At 45.8% G+C, this 15,203-nt stretch carries 13 protein-coding genes and 1 tRNA gene; 11 read left to right on the forward strand and 3 right to left on the reverse strand.

The genetic code is table 11. The features are described 5' to 3' along the window. The first annotated feature begins 92 nt into the window (after positions 1–92). Both menA and EYS13_RS13175 read left to right on the forward strand, forming a co-directional pair. A complete protein-coding gene (gene menA / locus EYS13_RS13170) occupies positions 93–980 on the forward strand; it encodes a 1,4-dihydroxy-2-naphthoate octaprenyltransferase (RefSeq protein ID WP_227763592.1) in 888 nt (295 codons plus the stop codon). Positions 981–999: 19 nt separating this feature from the next. Beyond that, a complete protein-coding gene (locus tag EYS13_RS13175; RefSeq protein ID WP_227763595.1) occupies positions 1,000–1,626 on the forward strand; it encodes a CPBP family intramembrane glutamic endopeptidase in 627 nt (208 codons plus the stop codon). Positions 1,627–1,781: 155 nt separating this feature from the next. Here EYS13_RS13175 and EYS13_RS13180 read toward each other — a convergent pair whose 3' ends face one another. After that, positions 1,782–2,774 carry a C-GCAxxG-C-C family (seleno)protein gene (locus EYS13_RS13180; protein WP_227763597.1) on the reverse strand — a complete coding sequence of 331 codons (993 nt, stop codon included), beginning with the start codon at positions 2,772–2,774 and terminating at the stop codon, positions 1,782–1,784. Positions 2,775–3,318: 544 nt separating this feature from the next. On the opposite strand from EYS13_RS13180, the gene tatA reads away from it, so the two are divergent. The 5 genes from tatA (at position 3,319) to EYS13_RS13205 (ending at position 7,382) form a co-directional block, all read left to right on the forward strand. After that, positions 3,319–3,495, forward strand: coding sequence for a twin-arginine translocase TatA/TatE family subunit (gene tatA / locus EYS13_RS13185; protein WP_227763599.1), 177 nt, complete (start codon positions 3,319–3,321; stop codon positions 3,493–3,495). A gap of 30 nt (positions 3,496–3,525) precedes the next feature. Next, positions 3,526–4,266, forward strand: coding sequence for a twin-arginine translocase subunit TatC (tatC, locus tag EYS13_RS13190; RefSeq protein ID WP_227763615.1), 741 nt, complete (start codon positions 3,526–3,528; stop codon positions 4,264–4,266). A 195-nt stretch (positions 4,267–4,461) separates the two neighbouring features. Continuing rightward, positions 4,462–5,721 (forward strand): LysM peptidoglycan-binding domain-containing protein, encoded by a 1,260-nt coding sequence (locus EYS13_RS13195; RefSeq protein ID WP_227763625.1) that lies wholly within the window; start codon positions 4,462–4,464, stop codon positions 5,719–5,721. Between the two features lie 337 nt (positions 5,722–6,058). Continuing rightward, positions 6,059–6,382: an ECF transporter S component gene (locus tag EYS13_RS13200; protein ID WP_340641287.1), complete on the forward strand. Its 324-nt coding sequence runs from the start codon at positions 6,059–6,061 to the stop codon at positions 6,380–6,382. Position 6,383: 1 nt separating this feature from the next. After that, a complete protein-coding gene (locus tag EYS13_RS13205; protein ID WP_227763627.1) occupies positions 6,384–7,382 on the forward strand; it encodes an AIR synthase family protein in 999 nt (332 codons plus the stop codon). A gap of 26 nt (positions 7,383–7,408) precedes the next feature. Here EYS13_RS13205 and EYS13_RS13210 read toward each other — a convergent pair whose 3' ends face one another. Further along, positions 7,409–8,779, reverse strand: coding sequence for a PFL family protein (locus tag EYS13_RS13210; RefSeq protein WP_227763635.1), 1,371 nt, complete (start codon positions 8,777–8,779; stop codon positions 7,409–7,411). Between the two features lie 293 nt (positions 8,780–9,072). After that, positions 9,073–9,345: an ACT domain-containing protein gene (locus tag EYS13_RS13215; protein WP_227763637.1), complete on the reverse strand. Its 273-nt coding sequence runs from the start codon at positions 9,343–9,345 to the stop codon at positions 9,073–9,075. A gap of 283 nt (positions 9,346–9,628) precedes the next feature. On the opposite strand from EYS13_RS13215, the gene gyrA reads away from it, so the two are divergent. The 4 genes from gyrA to EYS13_RS13235 all read left to right on the forward strand — a co-directional run bounded on the left by gyrA (position 9,629) and on the right by EYS13_RS13235 (position 15,081). After that, positions 9,629–12,076, forward strand: a complete 2,448-nt coding sequence (gyrA, locus tag EYS13_RS13220) for a DNA gyrase subunit A (protein ID WP_227763639.1) — start codon at positions 9,629–9,631, stop codon at positions 12,074–12,076. Between the two features lie 280 nt (positions 12,077–12,356). Continuing rightward, positions 12,357–13,415: a glycoside hydrolase family 15 protein gene (locus EYS13_RS13225; protein ID WP_227763647.1), complete on the forward strand. Its 1,059-nt coding sequence runs from the start codon at positions 12,357–12,359 to the stop codon at positions 13,413–13,415. Positions 13,416–13,593: 178 nt separating this feature from the next. Next, entirely contained in the window at positions 13,594–14,868 is a 1,275-nt protein-coding gene (serS, locus tag EYS13_RS13230) for a serine--tRNA ligase (RefSeq protein ID WP_227763649.1), read from the forward strand. 124 nt (positions 14,869–14,992) lie between these two features. Then, a tRNA-Ser gene (locus tag EYS13_RS13235) sits at positions 14,993–15,081 on the forward strand. Positions 15,082–15,203 lie beyond the last annotated feature (122 nt).

A 15,203-nucleotide genomic window follows, 5' to 3' on the forward strand; every position in this document is an offset into this window, starting at 1 on the left:
GCTTAGTTACAATAACCTTCAAAATAAAGAAGGTATTTCATGATCCAAAAGCGAAATGTTTTTAAGTCAATATGTCAAAGGGGGTTGACGATGTGCTTAAAACATGGTTTTTGGCGCTAAGACCTTGGTCATTTACAGCAGCAGCCGTTCCTGTTGCTTTAGGGACTGCGTTAGCCTGGAACGAGGGATATTTCCATCCCTGGCTGTTTTTCTTAGCTTTAATCGGGGGAATAGCCATGCAGGCCGGCACCAATTTGATCAATACATACGGTGACTATATGTCGGGGGTTGATACTGTAGAATCAAATAAAACTTCACCTCAGCTGGTTCTGCATATCATTGAACCTGAGCAGATGAAACGGGTGGGCATCGCCTTTTTTGTATTTGTCTTTTTAATTGGCATGTATTTGGTTTACTTGCGTGGCTGGCCTTTGCTGCTCGTAGGCATTTTAGGAATTATAGGCGGGTATGGTTATACGGCAGGTATTTCCTATAAATATAAAGGTTTGGGAACTATTTTGGTCTTTTTCCTCATGGGTCCTATGATGGTTTGGGGGGCTTATTTTGTACAAACCGGCATCCACAGCTGGCTGGCTGTTTGGATTTCACTGCCCGTTGGCTTTCTTGTTTCGGGTATCTTGCATGCTAATGATCTTCGGGATTTGGAGCACGATCACAAGGCGGGTATAAAAACATTGGCTTTAATTTTGGGAAGGGAGCTCAGCATACCTGTTTACTATGCTCTAAATATTGGAGCTTACGTGGCATTATTGCTTTTAATAATCTACAAAGTGCTTCCCTTAATGGCCATGCTGCCACTGCTCCTTTTGCCCCAAGTTTGGCAAATTATAATGAATACCAGGGAAGCTGCCCAAGGTAATTTGGAAAAGTTAAATGTGCTGGAAGCAGGGGCTGCCCAATTTCACTTCAAATTTGGCTTGCTTTTTGTGGCAGGAATGCTTATCAATCTAGCGCTTTAGGAGGTTTGACCACACAGTAATGACCAGACATAAAATAAAGAGCACTTCAGCAATCTTTACCATCCTGCTGGCGGCGGTTTTTTGGTATTTAACTTTTGCAGTAAAACTGCTTAATTTCTGGCTTTCCATGAGCATTGCTGCTACTACTTTAAGTCTCCTGGCAATTGCTTTCGGGAGGATCCCCTTTCAAAAAAGCGAAATAAACTTAAGAGCAGTTGTTATAGGAATATGCTCAGCCTTAATTCTCTATGGCATATTCTGGCTGGGCAATGCGCTTTCCCAACTGATGTTCGAGTTCGCCAGGCCGCAAGTTTCCTCCATTTATGATATCCGTACCCAAGGCGAAGCTCTGATTGTGGCGTTGGTTTTATTTTTTATCACCAGCCCGGGAGAGGAGATTTTTTGGCGAGGTTTTCTGCAGCGCTGGGCTATGGAACATTTTGGGGAACCGGCAGGATGGCTGATTGGTGCTGCAATCTATGCTGCAGTGCACATTTCTTCAGGTAACTTTATGCTTACCATGGCGGCCCTGGTAGCGGGAATTTTCTGGGGTTACATCTATTGGAAAGAAAAGAGCATTGTCCCCTGTATTATTTCTCATGCTCTTTGGACAGTTGGAATCTTTGTAGTGTTTCCCGTATTGTAGTAAATATCAACCCCGCTTAATTTTAAGCGGGGTCTGTGATGGAAATATAAAAAAAACCCACAGAGTAGTTCCATGGGTTTGCACCATAAATCACGTGATTAGCCATTATATTTTTATGTATTTTAATGCAATTAATAAGCAACCTTAATTATACTTTACTTTTTGTGAGGAATTTCCTTATAACCTGCATCGTCATGGCAGTTGACGCAGTTCATCTTGCCTTGCTCGTTGTCCAGCATGCTGTCTTTACCTTGGTGGCAGCCCATGCAAGCGGCAAACTCGGCAGGAACTGTGTATGACTTTGTAAAGTTCTTATCAATCAGTTTGGCATTCAAGAGCTCAATAGCTTTGGCTGCTACATCGCCGGAAAGCTTTGCACAACGGTCATATTTTTCAGGGGAATTGACTTTAGCTCCCGCTGCTACACACCACTTGGAAACTGAAGCGTGGCAGAGAGGCGAATTGGCTACTGTAGTAATTTGTCCTTTGAATTTGGCGTAAGCTTCATGCTTGCTGCTGGGGAATGGGAAAGTAGTATACCATCCCATTAATTCTTCTAAAATATCCGCATATTTTGGATCTACCAAGTTCATGACAAGCAAAGCCCCGTTTAATGCGCCGCAGAGGGTACCCCAGCCGCCTGCTCCGCCAGAGCCGTATTTAAACATTTCATCGGGCAGTAAAGTGTAGGGATAGCCAACTTTTTCGCGTAATTGTTTGATAATTGCCAAAGCAGCGCTTGGCATGCAGCCGCCTTTGCTAAAATAGAAGTCATATCCGTCCTTATAGGCTGCTTCCGGATCCAATTTAACATAAGGCCAGGGGAAGGAAGGCTGTTCAGCGGGAGCGGTTACTACTTCCCCTACTTTACCCGTAATTGTTACAGTCCTGGTGGCATTGTCCCAGTCAAGTTTTGCACCCATGGGTTCTACAACTTCTCTGACAGGGGCAACGGTAACGCCTTTGGAGATATTGGCACCGGCAATTTTCTTGCCGTTAACTACCACGTTTACTTTTTCAGCTGATAATGCTTCCACCGGGTTAACCCCGAAAACGCTGCCGGCTGTAACTACGCCGGCTGCCAGAGCACCTGCCCCGGCCAAAAACTTCCTTCTTGACAAACTTATTTCCTTATTTTTTTCTGCCATTCTTACACCTCCAATTTTAATACCCAACTCCTAATTTTTTTTGCAGTTGAAGAATTCGTTGATTCTATTTCGCTGTAACCACCTCTTTCAAGGACGATAGGTTACTACATCCTGTAAAATTTTCCAAAAAGAACAAAATCCCCAAGGATTACATCCTCGAGGATCTGTTCCTTAGGGAATTCTGGCAAGAGTGTTTACCGGAACCCAATATCTTTTTCAGTCGTGCATTAGGCAGCACGTGATATTTAGATAGCCTGAAAAAGCAGCGGAAATTGCTTTTTTAATAAATAGTATAAAACTTATCCACTTCAGATAATATTTTCGTAAAAATAATCTTCTATAAAAAATATAAAATTCCTGCAATTTAATTTAAATAATTCTGGCATAATCTCTGCAACAACGCGTGCGCAAAATTTTCAGCTTATAAAGCTCCTAACTGGATGAAATTTCATTTCCGATCTTTATTAAATAATAATCTTGCCCGGGAGGATAAAACTAGCAGATAGCGAATAATGCATTATAAACGTTTGAGGGGGTTGCTTTGATGTTTGGAATACTGCCCAGTATAGGACCTTGGGAACTGATTTTAATTTTAGGCATTGCTTTGATTATATTTGGGCCTGGTAAACTTCCCGAGGTAGGCAAGGCCATCGGAAAAAGTTTCAGGGAATTTAAAAACGCTGCTTCTGATGTAACAGAGCAGGTAAAAGAGGAGAAGTAGAAAATCTCCGTTGGCTTCTGGAGTGGTCATATGGCGAAAGATCAGCTGACAATTATTGAACACCTGGAGGAACTGAGGAAGGTAATAATTATTTCAGTAATTGCTCTAATGGCCGGGGCTTTGATTGTATATTTTACCTTCCGCGAACAGTTGTTTTTGTTTTTAATAGAGCCGGTAAAAGAATTGAATGTTCCTTTGGTGCAAATCACCATTACCGAAGCTTTTTTTACCAAGTTGAAGATCAGTTTGCTGGCAGGTCTAGTCTTAGCCATGCCTGTTATTTTATGGCAGGTGTTCAGCTTTATTTTGCCTGCTTTGACCGCCAGGGAGAAAAAATTGGTTTTTATCCTTTTTCCTGCTTCGGTGGTGGCATTCGCAGGGGGAATTGCCTTCAGTTATGAAGTGGTTTTACGCTTTGCCATTTTGTTTCTTTTAACCGGAGTAAGCACCGGCTTAACTCCTATGATTTCTATCAGCAAGTATATTTCCTTTTTACTGGGTTTTGTGCTGCCCTTTGGTTTTATTTTTGAGATGCCTTTGGTAGCAATTTTTTTGGCACGCCTGGGTATCATTAATCATGCAACGCTGGCCAAAAAGCGCAAGTATGCAATTCTTGCGGTAGTGACTATAGCGGCCGCATTGACGCCGGGACCCGATGTAGTTTCCCAGCTTTTAATGGCCGGGCCCATGTTGATTTTATATGAGCTGAGCATTGTTTTGGCCCGCATCTTTGCCAAAAAACCGGAGCTTGCAGAGACAAGTGAATATTAAATAGTTTAAAGCAAACGTGGTCTTTTCGGCCACGTTTTTTTATGATTTTAGTAAAATTGGAGGCTAAAACAGCTTAAAGTTGCTATCATTTACCAAAAGGAAAATATCCATAACCGGCGAAGTCTTCCATGTAAAAAGGTGGGGAAATTAGTCGAAATACACCAATGAAGATCGAATCTAGGAGGGGATTTTCTTTTGCGACTTCGTGGGTTAAAGCACACAATTTTTACTGCTGCTCTGGCATCTTCATTATTTTTCTCTTCCGGAGCTTTGCCAGCACAAGCCCAGCCGGCTATTCAAAAGTACACCGTTGCTGCAGGTGATACGTTATGGCTGCTCTCCCAGCGCTATGGCACCACTGTGGAAGAACTGAAAAAGTTAAACAGCCTGACAGGTACAGACCTTACTCCAGGCCAGCAGCTCTTTCTTCCTGTGAGTCTTGAGGCGGAAAGCATCAGCTATACAGTACAAAAGGGCGATACCTTGTTTCTAATAGCTAATCGAACCGGCACCGGCATTGAAAGCATCAAAAAGGCTAGCAACCTCAGCTCCGATGCCCTTTATCCGGGGCAAATACTGCGCATTCCTGTGGCGCCAAGCGCTTATACAGCCTATGTAGTTAAATCCGGAGATTCATTGTGGAGTATTGCAAGGGAGAAGCAAGCAAGTGTAGAAATGCTAAAATCGATCAATAAACTTTCGGATGATAATATTCTGGCAGGGCAGATCCTGCTGCTGCCCGGTGCATCGGCTGCGTTTCCCCCTGAACAGGAAGAAAACGCTGTCGACAATACTGCAGAAAATACCGCCGCTGTTACGCTTTACCGGGTCAAGACAGGGGACACCCTTGCCCAAATAGCTGCCTGGTTTGGCACCACCGTAGAAGCGATTTACCAAACCAACCAGCTGCATTCCGATACGCTGATGCCTGGGCAACCTTTGTACATTCCGAAAGGCCGTACTGCCGTCAAAGTTTCAGGCCCTATAGGGGTAAAAAAAGAGCAATACGGGGAATTTTTGCCCTGGGAATGGGCCCGTTGGATTTACAATCCGGGAGCTGTGGCTACAGTTATAGACTGGCAGACCGGTAAAAAGTTTAATATCCGCCATCTGGGCGGATCCAGCCATGCTGATTCCGAGCCGTTAACTGCTGCCGATACTGCCGTGATGGCTTCTCTTTACCCGCAAGGCTGGAGCTGGTCCACCAGGCCCGTACTGCTGCAGCTGGGCTCGCGGCTGCTGGCGGCATCAATAGCAGGAATGCCCCACAGCGTGGAAAGTATTAAGGATAACAACTTTAACGGCCATTTTGACTTATATTTTTACAACAGCCGCAGCCATAACACTAACCAAATCCAGCCGGAGCATCAGGCTAATGTTTTGGCTGCCGCCGGCCTTGAGGCCAGGGAAGCCAATGAATCGGCTGCCCAAATCAGCGCTCGCTATGATAAGTGAGTGTTACTACAAGTCATAAACGGCAGCATGACTCCAAGCAAAGGAGAAAATCTCGGCGGAGAAAAATGATTTATCGACCGGCTGTTTCAGGTTTAAAAATTAAAAGGAATTAAGAAAAATAAATCATAAAAAATGGGGCTGACCTTGATTTGCTTTTAGGTCAGCCCCTTTTTATTTGATAAGTTGCTGGAATTAATACCCGATTTGTAGCAGTGACATTGCAGTCTATTTCAGCTATAATTGTTTGGGACCATTATAAAGTAACGACAATGTATCGGTACATAAATTACAATTTTGATAAAAGGGGTGGTAAAGCTTGAAGGTTGCCACAAAGTAAATTACTTATACCGCGATTTTAGCCGCCGTCACTGTTTTGGCTATTTCTTTGGTTAAAATACCGGCTTTCAGTGGAAGACTATACTTTCACTTGGGGGAAACAGTAATTCTTACCAGCGCCTTGCTTTTGGGAAAGAGAGGCGGGGCTTTGGTAGGCGCCGTGGGTTCTGCTGTAGCTGATTTACTGCTGGGCGCTCCTGTTTTGGCCCCTATCAGTTTTGTAATTCATGGCGTGGAAGGATATTTGGTAGGTTATGCTTCCCAAGGTAAGGTGCCAAATATCATGATTATAAGAATTATAAGAGAAGAAACAAGGAGTTGTTAAAATGAATGCTGGAAAGCTCGATGCTTCCGCTTTGCTGAGCCGGGTATTTCCATATACCGGGAACAAAAGGGAAGAGGTTATTCTAAGATCGGCCATTGGCGAAGATTCCGCCGCCATAGCGCTGGATGAATGGTGCTGCGTTTTTTCCTCCGATCCCATCACCGGAGCTGTTTCCGACAGCGGTTGGCTGGCTGTACATGTTTCCTGCAATGATGTTGCTTCCAACGGCGCTGAGCCTGTTGGCGTGATGCTGACAATTTTAATGCCGGAAAAAGCAACCGATGAAGATGTGGAAAAGATTATGCAATCAGCAGACCGGGCTGCAAAAGAGCTGGGAATCGAAATTTTCGGCGGTCATACCGAGTTTACCGGTGGACTGGTCCAGCCTATTCTCTGTGCTACCGCCGTTGGGAAAGTAAAAAAAGGCGATTTAGTGACATCATCCGGGGCCCGTCCGGGAGATGATATTGTGCTCACCAAAGGGGCCGGTATTGAAGGCACTGCTATCCTGGCAACAGATTACGAGCATTATTTGCAGAATGTTATTCCTAGTGATTTGCTGCAAAATGCCAAAAACTTTATGCAGTGGATCAGTGTGGTTCAGGAAGGGTTGCTGGCTGCAAAATTTGGAGCTTCCGCCATGCATGATGTTACCGAAGGCGGGGTTCTGGGCGCCTTATTTGAAGTGGCCGAGGCTTCGGGAGTCGGTATTGAAGTAAATAAAGATTGTATACCGCTTTTTTCGGAAACGAAAGCAATTTGTGATGTTGTGGGTATTGATCCGTTGAAACTGATCTCCAGCGGGGCCATGCTCATTACAATTCAGAATGGAAAGAATTTAGTAGGGAAACTGCAGGCAAAGGGGATAAAAGCTGCTGTCATCGGCAAAGTAGTTGCAGGAAATCGCAAAGTGCTGCTTGACGGAGAGCAAATGGTGGAGATTAATAAGCCTGAAAGCGATGAGCTGTGGAGGGCAAAAAAGATCATAGAAGGCAAATAGAAATAGGGCTGGTTTACCAGCCCTTACTAATTTGTCAATGCATTGAGCGGTGCGGGAATCCGCCCGCCACGTTTTACAAAGTCATTGGAAGCATACCGGTTGACAGGCATGACTATGCCTCTCCCCAGGAGGCCGCCGAATTCCACCCATTCCCCCACTTTTTTACCGGGAGCCGGAATAATTCTGACTGCGGTTGTTTTGTTATTAATCATCCCGATGGCTGCTTCATCGGCAATGATAGCTGCTATTGTTTCAGCCGGTGTATCACCGGGGACGGTGATCATATCCAAGCCCACGGAGCAAACGCAGGTCATGGCTTCCAGCTTATCAATGCTTAAGGCCCCTTTGGCAACGGCAGCAATCATGTTGGCATCTTCGCTCACCGGTATGAATGCGCCGCTTAAACCTCCTACATAGGAAGAGGCCATAGAACCGCCTTTTTTCACGGCATCGTTGAGGATAGCCAGCGCTGCAGTGGTTCCATGGGTGCCGCACGTCTCCAAGCCCATAGCCTCCAGAATTGCAGCCACGCTGTCTCCTCTGGCAGGGGTGGGTGCCAGGGATAAATCTACTATTCCAAAGGGAATTTTTAACCTTTTAGATGCCTCCCTGCCTACCAGTTCGCCCATACGAGTTACTTTAAAAGCGGTCTTTTTAATTATTTCTGTCAAAGTTCCCAGGTCAGCCTCCGGATGCTTTTGGACGGCGTTTAGCACAACTCCTGGTCCGCTTACTCCCACATTGATGACTGCTTCCGGTTCGCCAACGCCATGGAAAGCTCCTGCCATAAAAGGGTTGTCCTCAGGTGCATTGCAAAATACCACCAGTTTTGCGCAGCCCAAACCGCCTTCCGCTGTTGTAAGCTTTGCGGTTTCTTTGATGATGTTACCCATTTGTAAAACCGCATCCATATTGATTCCCGCTTTGGTGCTGCCAACATTGACGGAAGCACATACTCTGGCGGTATTTGCCAGAGCGGTTGGGATTGCTTGAATCAAATCCAAATCGCTTTTGGTTGCTCCTTTATGGACCAGAGCGCTAAAACCACCGATAAAATTAACACCCACGTTTTCGGCGGCTTTATCTAAGGCCTTAGCAAAATCCAGACAGTTGTACTTTTCGGATGCTCCGATGATTAAAGAGATGGGTGTAACAGCTATTCTTTTGTTGACAATAGGTATGCCATATTCAGATTCTATTTCTTCACCTGTTTTGACCAGGTTCTCGGCATATCGACAGATCTTGTTATAAATTTTTTGGCAGGCAATGCGGGGGTCAGGATGGGCACAATCAGACAAGCTGATGCCCATGGTGATGGTACGAATATCCAGGTTTTCCTTTTCCACCATCTGGAGAGTTTCCATGATTTCTACAGGATGCAATGAGAAGCGATGCATAATTTTACAGCTCCTTTTCAGGCAGTCTAGTAAAGAAGCAAATTGGAAATTACTACTCAGTCACCGGCAGGCTAACGCCGTCGTTAGTCATTAGTCGTTGGTTTTCAGCCGTCAGCTATCAGCCATCAGCTCTCAGCAATTAGCGTTTGGCTTCACAAATACTGATGACCAGTGACTGATGGTTTTATAAGTCCACAAAAGCCATACATGCAACTAAGGACTAACGACCAAGGACTAAGGATGCGGCTTTTAGCCGATTCTGGGGACAAGGAACTGGAACTCACCCACAGGCGCTAGATACGGTGCATAAAGCGGAATACTTCTTCGTTTTGGGCAGAAATCTGCAAGCCCAGCTTTATGGCAATCTTTTCCAGTTCTGTTTTTAAAGCAGGCAAATCAACGCTGGACGCTGCCATATCGGCGATCAGGATCATGGTAAAAAAGTCCTGCATAATTGTTTGGCTGATATCAAGGATGTTAATGTTGTTTTTGGCCAGGGTGGAAGTTATCTCAGCAATAATGCCCACCCTGTCGATTCCCACAACGGTGACGATAATTCTTCCCATCCTCGTTTCTCCTTTGCGCATGTTTTTGCTTATTATTTTCCATAGTATACCTTTTATGACTCGTCATGTAAATAGGAGCAAAACATTATCTATTTTAAGATTTGATTGAAACTAGGTAAAATTAGCTAGAATAGGTTATAATTAATAATTAGGCAACTTATTTTTTACTTGGAATGAGCATAAAAACAATATCTCAAATTGGCTGACAAGGGTGTCCAAAAAGTTTGGCACAAAAGCATGACAGACTGTTTTTCAACACCCGAAAATAGAGAGGAGTGATTGCATGGCTGAATATGTTCACGGGAAAATCCTCCCCGTAAATATAGAAGAGGAAATGAAAAAGTCATACATTGATTACGCCATGAGCGTTATCGTGGGACGGGCCTTACCCGATGTCAGGGATGGCTTAAAGCCTGTTCACCGCAGGATCCTGTACGCTATGTACGAGATGGGCATGACTGCAGATAAGCCTCATAAGAAATCTGCCAGGGTGGTAGGGGATGTGCTCGCCAAATACCATCCCCACGGTGATACAGCGGTTTATGATACCATGGTCCGTTTGGCTCAGGACTTTTCAACCCGTTATCCATTAATTGACGGGCATGGCAACTTCGGCTCCATTGACGGCGATTCTGCGGCCGCCATGCGTTATACGGAAGCCAGAATGTCCAAAATCGCAGCCGAGCTGTTAGCTGATATTCAAAAAGATACCGTTGACTTTATTCCTAACTACGATGAGACTTTAAAAGAGCCAGTAGTACTGCCTTCCCGTTTTCCCAACCTTTTGGTCAACGGTTCCTCGGGGATTGCAGTAGGAATGGCCACCAATATTCCGCCCCACAACCTAGGGGAGGTTATCGACGGCTTAACTAAGATGATAGATGAGCCGGAAATCTCCGTTAAAGAGCTGATGCTGGCTATTAAAGGGCCTGATTTTCCCACCGGCGGCATTATTCTGGGCAGGACCGGCATAAAATCGGCTTACAACACCGGCAGGGGAGTTGTGAAAATCCGCGCTAAAGCTCAGATTGAACGCATGAACAATGGCAAGGAAAGAATTGTAGTAACTGAGTTGCCTTATCAGGTCAACAAAGCCAAGTTGGTGGAAAAAATTGCGGATTTGGTCAGAGATAAAAAGATCGACGGTATTACCGACCTGCGGGATGAGTCGGACCGTACCGGAATGAGAGTAGTCATTGAACTGCGCAGGGATGTCAACGCCAAGGTAATTTTAAACCAGCTCTATAAGCATACACAGATGCAGGAGACTTTCGGTATCATTATGCTGGCGTTAGTTGATGGCCAGCCAAAAGTGCTGAACTTAAAGCAGGTGCTGGAGCACTATCTGAACCACCAAAAGGAGGTAGTGACCAGGAGGACCCGTTACGACCTGGACAGGGCTGAAGAACGGGCCCATATTGTGGAAGGCCTGCGCATTGCCCTGAAGAACCTGGATGAGGTAGTGCAGACCATCCGCCAGTCTGCCAACCGGGAAGCAGCTAAAATAGCATTGATGCAAAAATTTACGCTCAGTGAAAAACAGGCAGACGCTATTCTTGATATGCGGCTCCATCGCTTGACGGGCCTGGAGAGGGAGAAGCTGGAGGAAGAATACCGTGAACTGATTAAAACCATAGCTTACCTCAGTGAAGTCTTGGCCAACGAGAGAATGCTTATGGGCATCATCAAAGATGAGCTGCTGAAGATCAAAGAAAAGTTTGCTGATGCCCGCAGGACCCAGATCACCGCCGAAGAACATTCTTTTGAAGCGGAAGACCTGATTGCGGAAGAAGATGCAGTTATCACCATTACCCATAATGGTTATATTAAGAGGATGCCGGCGGCTGCCTACCGTAGCCAGAAGCGGGGGGGCAGGGGGGTAACCGCCATGACAACTAGGGATGAAGATTTTGTTGAGCATTTATTTATCACCACTACTCACCATTACTTATTGTTTTTCACCAACCGGGGCAAGGTATACAGGCTGAAGGTACATGAAATACCTGAGTCGGGACGCCAGGCGAAAGGCACAGCTATTGTCAATCTGCTATACCTGAATAATGGAGAAATGATCACAGCGGTAATACCCGTAAAAAGCTTTGACGAGGATGGGTACCTGTTTATGGCGACTAAGGGGGGCGTAGTCAAAAAAACGCCCTTGAATGAATTTGATACCTCACGGCGGGATGGAATCATTGCTCTACATCTCGATGAGGAAGACGAATTAATTGGCGTCAAGCTGACTGACGGTAAACAGGAGATCATCCTGGGCACCCAAAACGGCATGGCAATCCGTTTTCCGGAAGAAGAAGTGCGCAGTATGGGACGGACAGCCCGCGGGGTAAAAGGAATCACCCTGGAAGACGGTGACCAGGTGGTAGGATTGGCCTATGCTAAGCAAGGCGCAGACCTCTTGGTTGTAACGGAAAACGGGTTTGGCAAGAGAACATCACTGGAAGAATACCGGTCCCAGTCCAGGGGCGGGAAAGGCATTTACACCATTAAAATCTCTAAACGCAACGGCAAACTGGTGGCATTGATGGTTGTAGAGCCTGGCGATGACATCATGGTTATTTCCGGGGAAGGAGTTATGATCAGGGTAGGGGTGGATGATATTTCCCGCCTGGGCAGAATGACCCAAGGTGTTACTATCATGCGCCTGGCAGAAAATGACCGGGTGGTAGCGGTAGCCAGGGTTACCTCCCGGGAGGAAGAAGATATTGAGGAATAATTTTATTAAGGCTTCTCACCTTATGAATGTAGGTGAGTCAGACTGTCCACAAACTATTATGAGCTCGAATGTTATTATGGAGCGGGACTGGTTTCGCTCTGGGCTGGCGGCTTTGCCAAAAGTCAACGCGTGCGAGCTTGTCCAGAGCGAAATAATACATTCGAGCTTTGTCTATGAGATTGTTTACAAGCTAACTCACCTTATGAAATGTAAGGTGAGTTTTTTACTGTTTGCTTATAACAGGTACCAATTGGATACACTGATACCTGAGGTGGTCGAAATGGATTTATTAAAGAAAAGCATTGCCGTTTTAACCCTTTACCAACACCGGAGCGGGGCGTTTCCCGCCTCCCCTTTTTTCCCGGTCTATAATTACAGCTGGCTCAGGGATGGCACTTTCTGCGCCTATGCTCTTGATCTGGTGCGGGAACATGCCGGCAGCCTGGCCTTTTACCGCTGGGTAAACAATACCCTGGCCAAATATCTGCCGAAGCTGGAAAAACTGGAGGCTAAAATCTGTTCCGGCAACTGGCATGATGACGATTTTCTCCATGCCCGTTTTACTCTGGAAGGAGAGGAGGGGACTGAGCCTTGGGGCAATTTCCAGTTGGACGGGTATGGGACCTACCTGTGGGGCATAGTTCAACACTGCAAGCTGGTGGGTTCGGAACATATCCTGAATGAGTCGGAAGAGGTGGTCCGGTCCGTTGCCCAGTACCTGCAGAAAATGTGGGGGATGGAGTGTCTGGACTGCTGGGAAGAAAACAAGGACCGTCATCCTTCAACGTTGGCTAGTATCTATGGAGGACTGAAAAGTTTGGAAGAGTTCCGTCCCAATTTGGTGAATGAGGTTATCCTGGCCAACATAGAGCAGTTTATTTTTGATAATTTTGCCAAGCCCGGCTACTTCACTAAAGCAGTAAATACTGACAAGGTAGATTCCAGCTTGCTGTGGCTGGTGGTTCCCTTCGGTTTGGTTGAACCGGGCCACCCGTTGATGCAAAAAACAGTAGATAGAATCACGGCGGAACTGCAGCAGCAGGGCTTGTACCGTTACTTGGGGGATACTTATTACGGTGGCGGCCAATGGATCCTGCTAACTGCCTGGCTTGGCTGGTATTATCTCTTACAAGGACAACGGGAGGAAGCCCAAAGGCTGCTGGACTGGATTGAGGCTCAAGCCGACGAATACGGTCAACTGCCGGAGCAAGTGAACCAAAAGGTACAATTTCCCCATAAATACCAGGAATGGGTCCAGAAATGGGGAGAAGTTGCCAAACCTTTGCTCTGGTCTCATGCAATGCATATAGTTTTATCCATAAATTTAAAAGGCAGCTGAGGTTTAGCACACCGTTTGGGGAGGCAAGATCCGTTGGTAAATCCAGGTCTGGTAATCATATTTTTAATCTTTTTGGGACAATCTATCTGTTATATAGTTGCAAATAGAGGCGGTAAGTTATACCATAGATAATAATCTTAGCTTTTGATCAAGATTTACAAAATGGGGGCGCCAGGAAGTGTTAGATATTAAATTTGTCAGGGCTAATTCGGAAAAAGTTATAGAAGGGCTCAAGAAAAGAGGTGCAAGCGTCGCTCTGTCGGAGTTTCTTGAGCTGGACAAGGAACGCCGGGAAAAACTGGCGGAAGTTGAGGCGCTGAAAAGCCAAAGGAACAAAGTGTCCGAAGAGATTGGCAAAAAAAAGATGGCGGGTGAGGATACTGCTGCCATGGTGGAAGAAATGCGCCTGGTAGGACAAAAAATCAAGGAAATGGATGAAGTTGTCAGGGACATTGAAGAGCGTTTAAATGCGGCTTTGTTAACAGTGCCCAATATCCCGCATGCATCAGTACCTGTAGGCAGCAGCGAGGAGGATAATGTGGTCATCAGAAAATGGGGTAAGGTGCCGGAATTTGCTTTTGAGCCGAGACCCCACTGGGAATTGGGAGAAAAACTGGGAATTCTCGATTTTGAAAGGGCTGGGAAAATAACGGGGGCCAGATTTACCTTTTTAAAAGGCGTAGGGGCTAGACTCGAACGGGCATTGTTCAATTTTATGCTGGATTTACATACTACGAAACATGGCTACACTGAAATTTTTCCCCCGTTTATAGTCAATTCTGCCAGCATGACAGGCACGGGGCAGCTGCCTAAATTTGCCGAGGATATGTTTAAGCTGGAAAATACCGACTATTATTTGATACCTACTGCCGAGGTCCCCGTCACCAATATATATCGGGAAGAAATTCTGGAGGGGGAAGCCCTGCCCATTTACTACGCTGCCTACAGCGCCTGTTTCCGGGCGGAAGCCGGTGCCCACGGCAGGGATACCCGGGGCCTCATCCGTCAGCACCAGTTTAACAAAGTGGAGTTGGTCAAGTTTGTTGCCCCGGAAAATTCGTACGATGAGTTGGAAAAACTGGTTAATGATGCGGAAGAAGTGTTGCAGCTTTTAGGTTTGCCTTACCGGGTAGTAAGCTTGTGTACCGGGGATTTAGGCTTCTCTTCCGCCAAAACTTATGATTTGGAAGTGTGGCTGCCCAGCTTCAATACTTACCGGGAAATTTCTTCTTGCAGCAATTTTGAGGATTTCCAGGCCAGGCGGGCTAATATCAGGTACCGGCCGGATAAAAAAGCTAAGCCTGTTTATGTCCATACTCTTAATGGCTCGGGCGTTGCTGTGGGCAGGACAGTTGCTGCCATTCTGGAAAATTACCAGCAGGCCGATGGTTCCGTTGTAATCCCCGAAGTACTGAGACCCTACATGGGCGGCGTCCAGATAATGCAGCCATAATTAACCTGGCACGCTGCGTTGACAAAAATGAAAGCCCTGTGCTATACTGTTTTATGCATTGCTGACAAGTCAATAGGTCAGGGGACATACTTCTGAAGTATGTCCCCAACAAAGCTGATTGCGTGGAGGGGTGTCCGAGCGGTTTAAGGAGCTGGTCTTGAAAACCAGTGACTCCGAAAGGGGCCGTGGGTTCGAATCCCACCCCCTCCGCCACATTTAACAAATGGTTGAAACTGACAATTGATTTATTAGCAGAAATGTTGTATAATAAACTTTGTTTCTTAGCAGTTAATAGTTGATAGTTGTTGGTTTATATACCAATAACTACCGTAATA

Source organism: Zhaonella formicivorans (assembly GCF_004353525.1).
GTDB lineage: Bacteria > Bacillota > DUOV01 > DUOV01 > Zhaonellaceae > Zhaonella > Zhaonella formicivorans.

Coding starts and splice junctions, on each gene's coding strand:
- EYS13_RS13225 (WP_227763647.1), top strand. CDS start 12,357: ATGGATTTATTAAAGAAAAGCATTGCCGTTTTAACCCTTTACCAACAC.
- gyrA (WP_227763639.1), top strand. CDS start 9,629: ATGGCTGAATATGTTCACGGGAAAATCCTCCCCGTAAATATAGAAGAG.
- tatC (WP_227763615.1), top strand. CDS start 3,526: ATGGCGAAAGATCAGCTGACAATTATTGAACACCTGGAGGAACTGAGG.
- EYS13_RS13175 (WP_227763595.1), top strand. CDS start 1,000: ATGACCAGACATAAAATAAAGAGCACTTCAGCAATCTTTACCATCCTG.
- EYS13_RS13180 (WP_227763597.1), bottom strand. CDS start 2,774: ATGGCAGAAAAAAATAAGGAAATAAGTTTGTCAAGAAGGAAGTTTTTG.
- EYS13_RS13205 (WP_227763627.1), top strand. CDS start 6,384: ATGAATGCTGGAAAGCTCGATGCTTCCGCTTTGCTGAGCCGGGTATTT.
- tatA (WP_227763599.1), top strand. CDS start 3,319: ATGTTTGGAATACTGCCCAGTATAGGACCTTGGGAACTGATTTTAATT.
- EYS13_RS13215 (WP_227763637.1), bottom strand. CDS start 9,345: ATGGGAAGAATTATCGTCACCGTTGTGGGAATCGACAGGGTGGGCATT.
- EYS13_RS13210 (WP_227763635.1), bottom strand. CDS start 8,779: ATGCATCGCTTCTCATTGCATCCTGTAGAAATCATGGAAACTCTCCAG.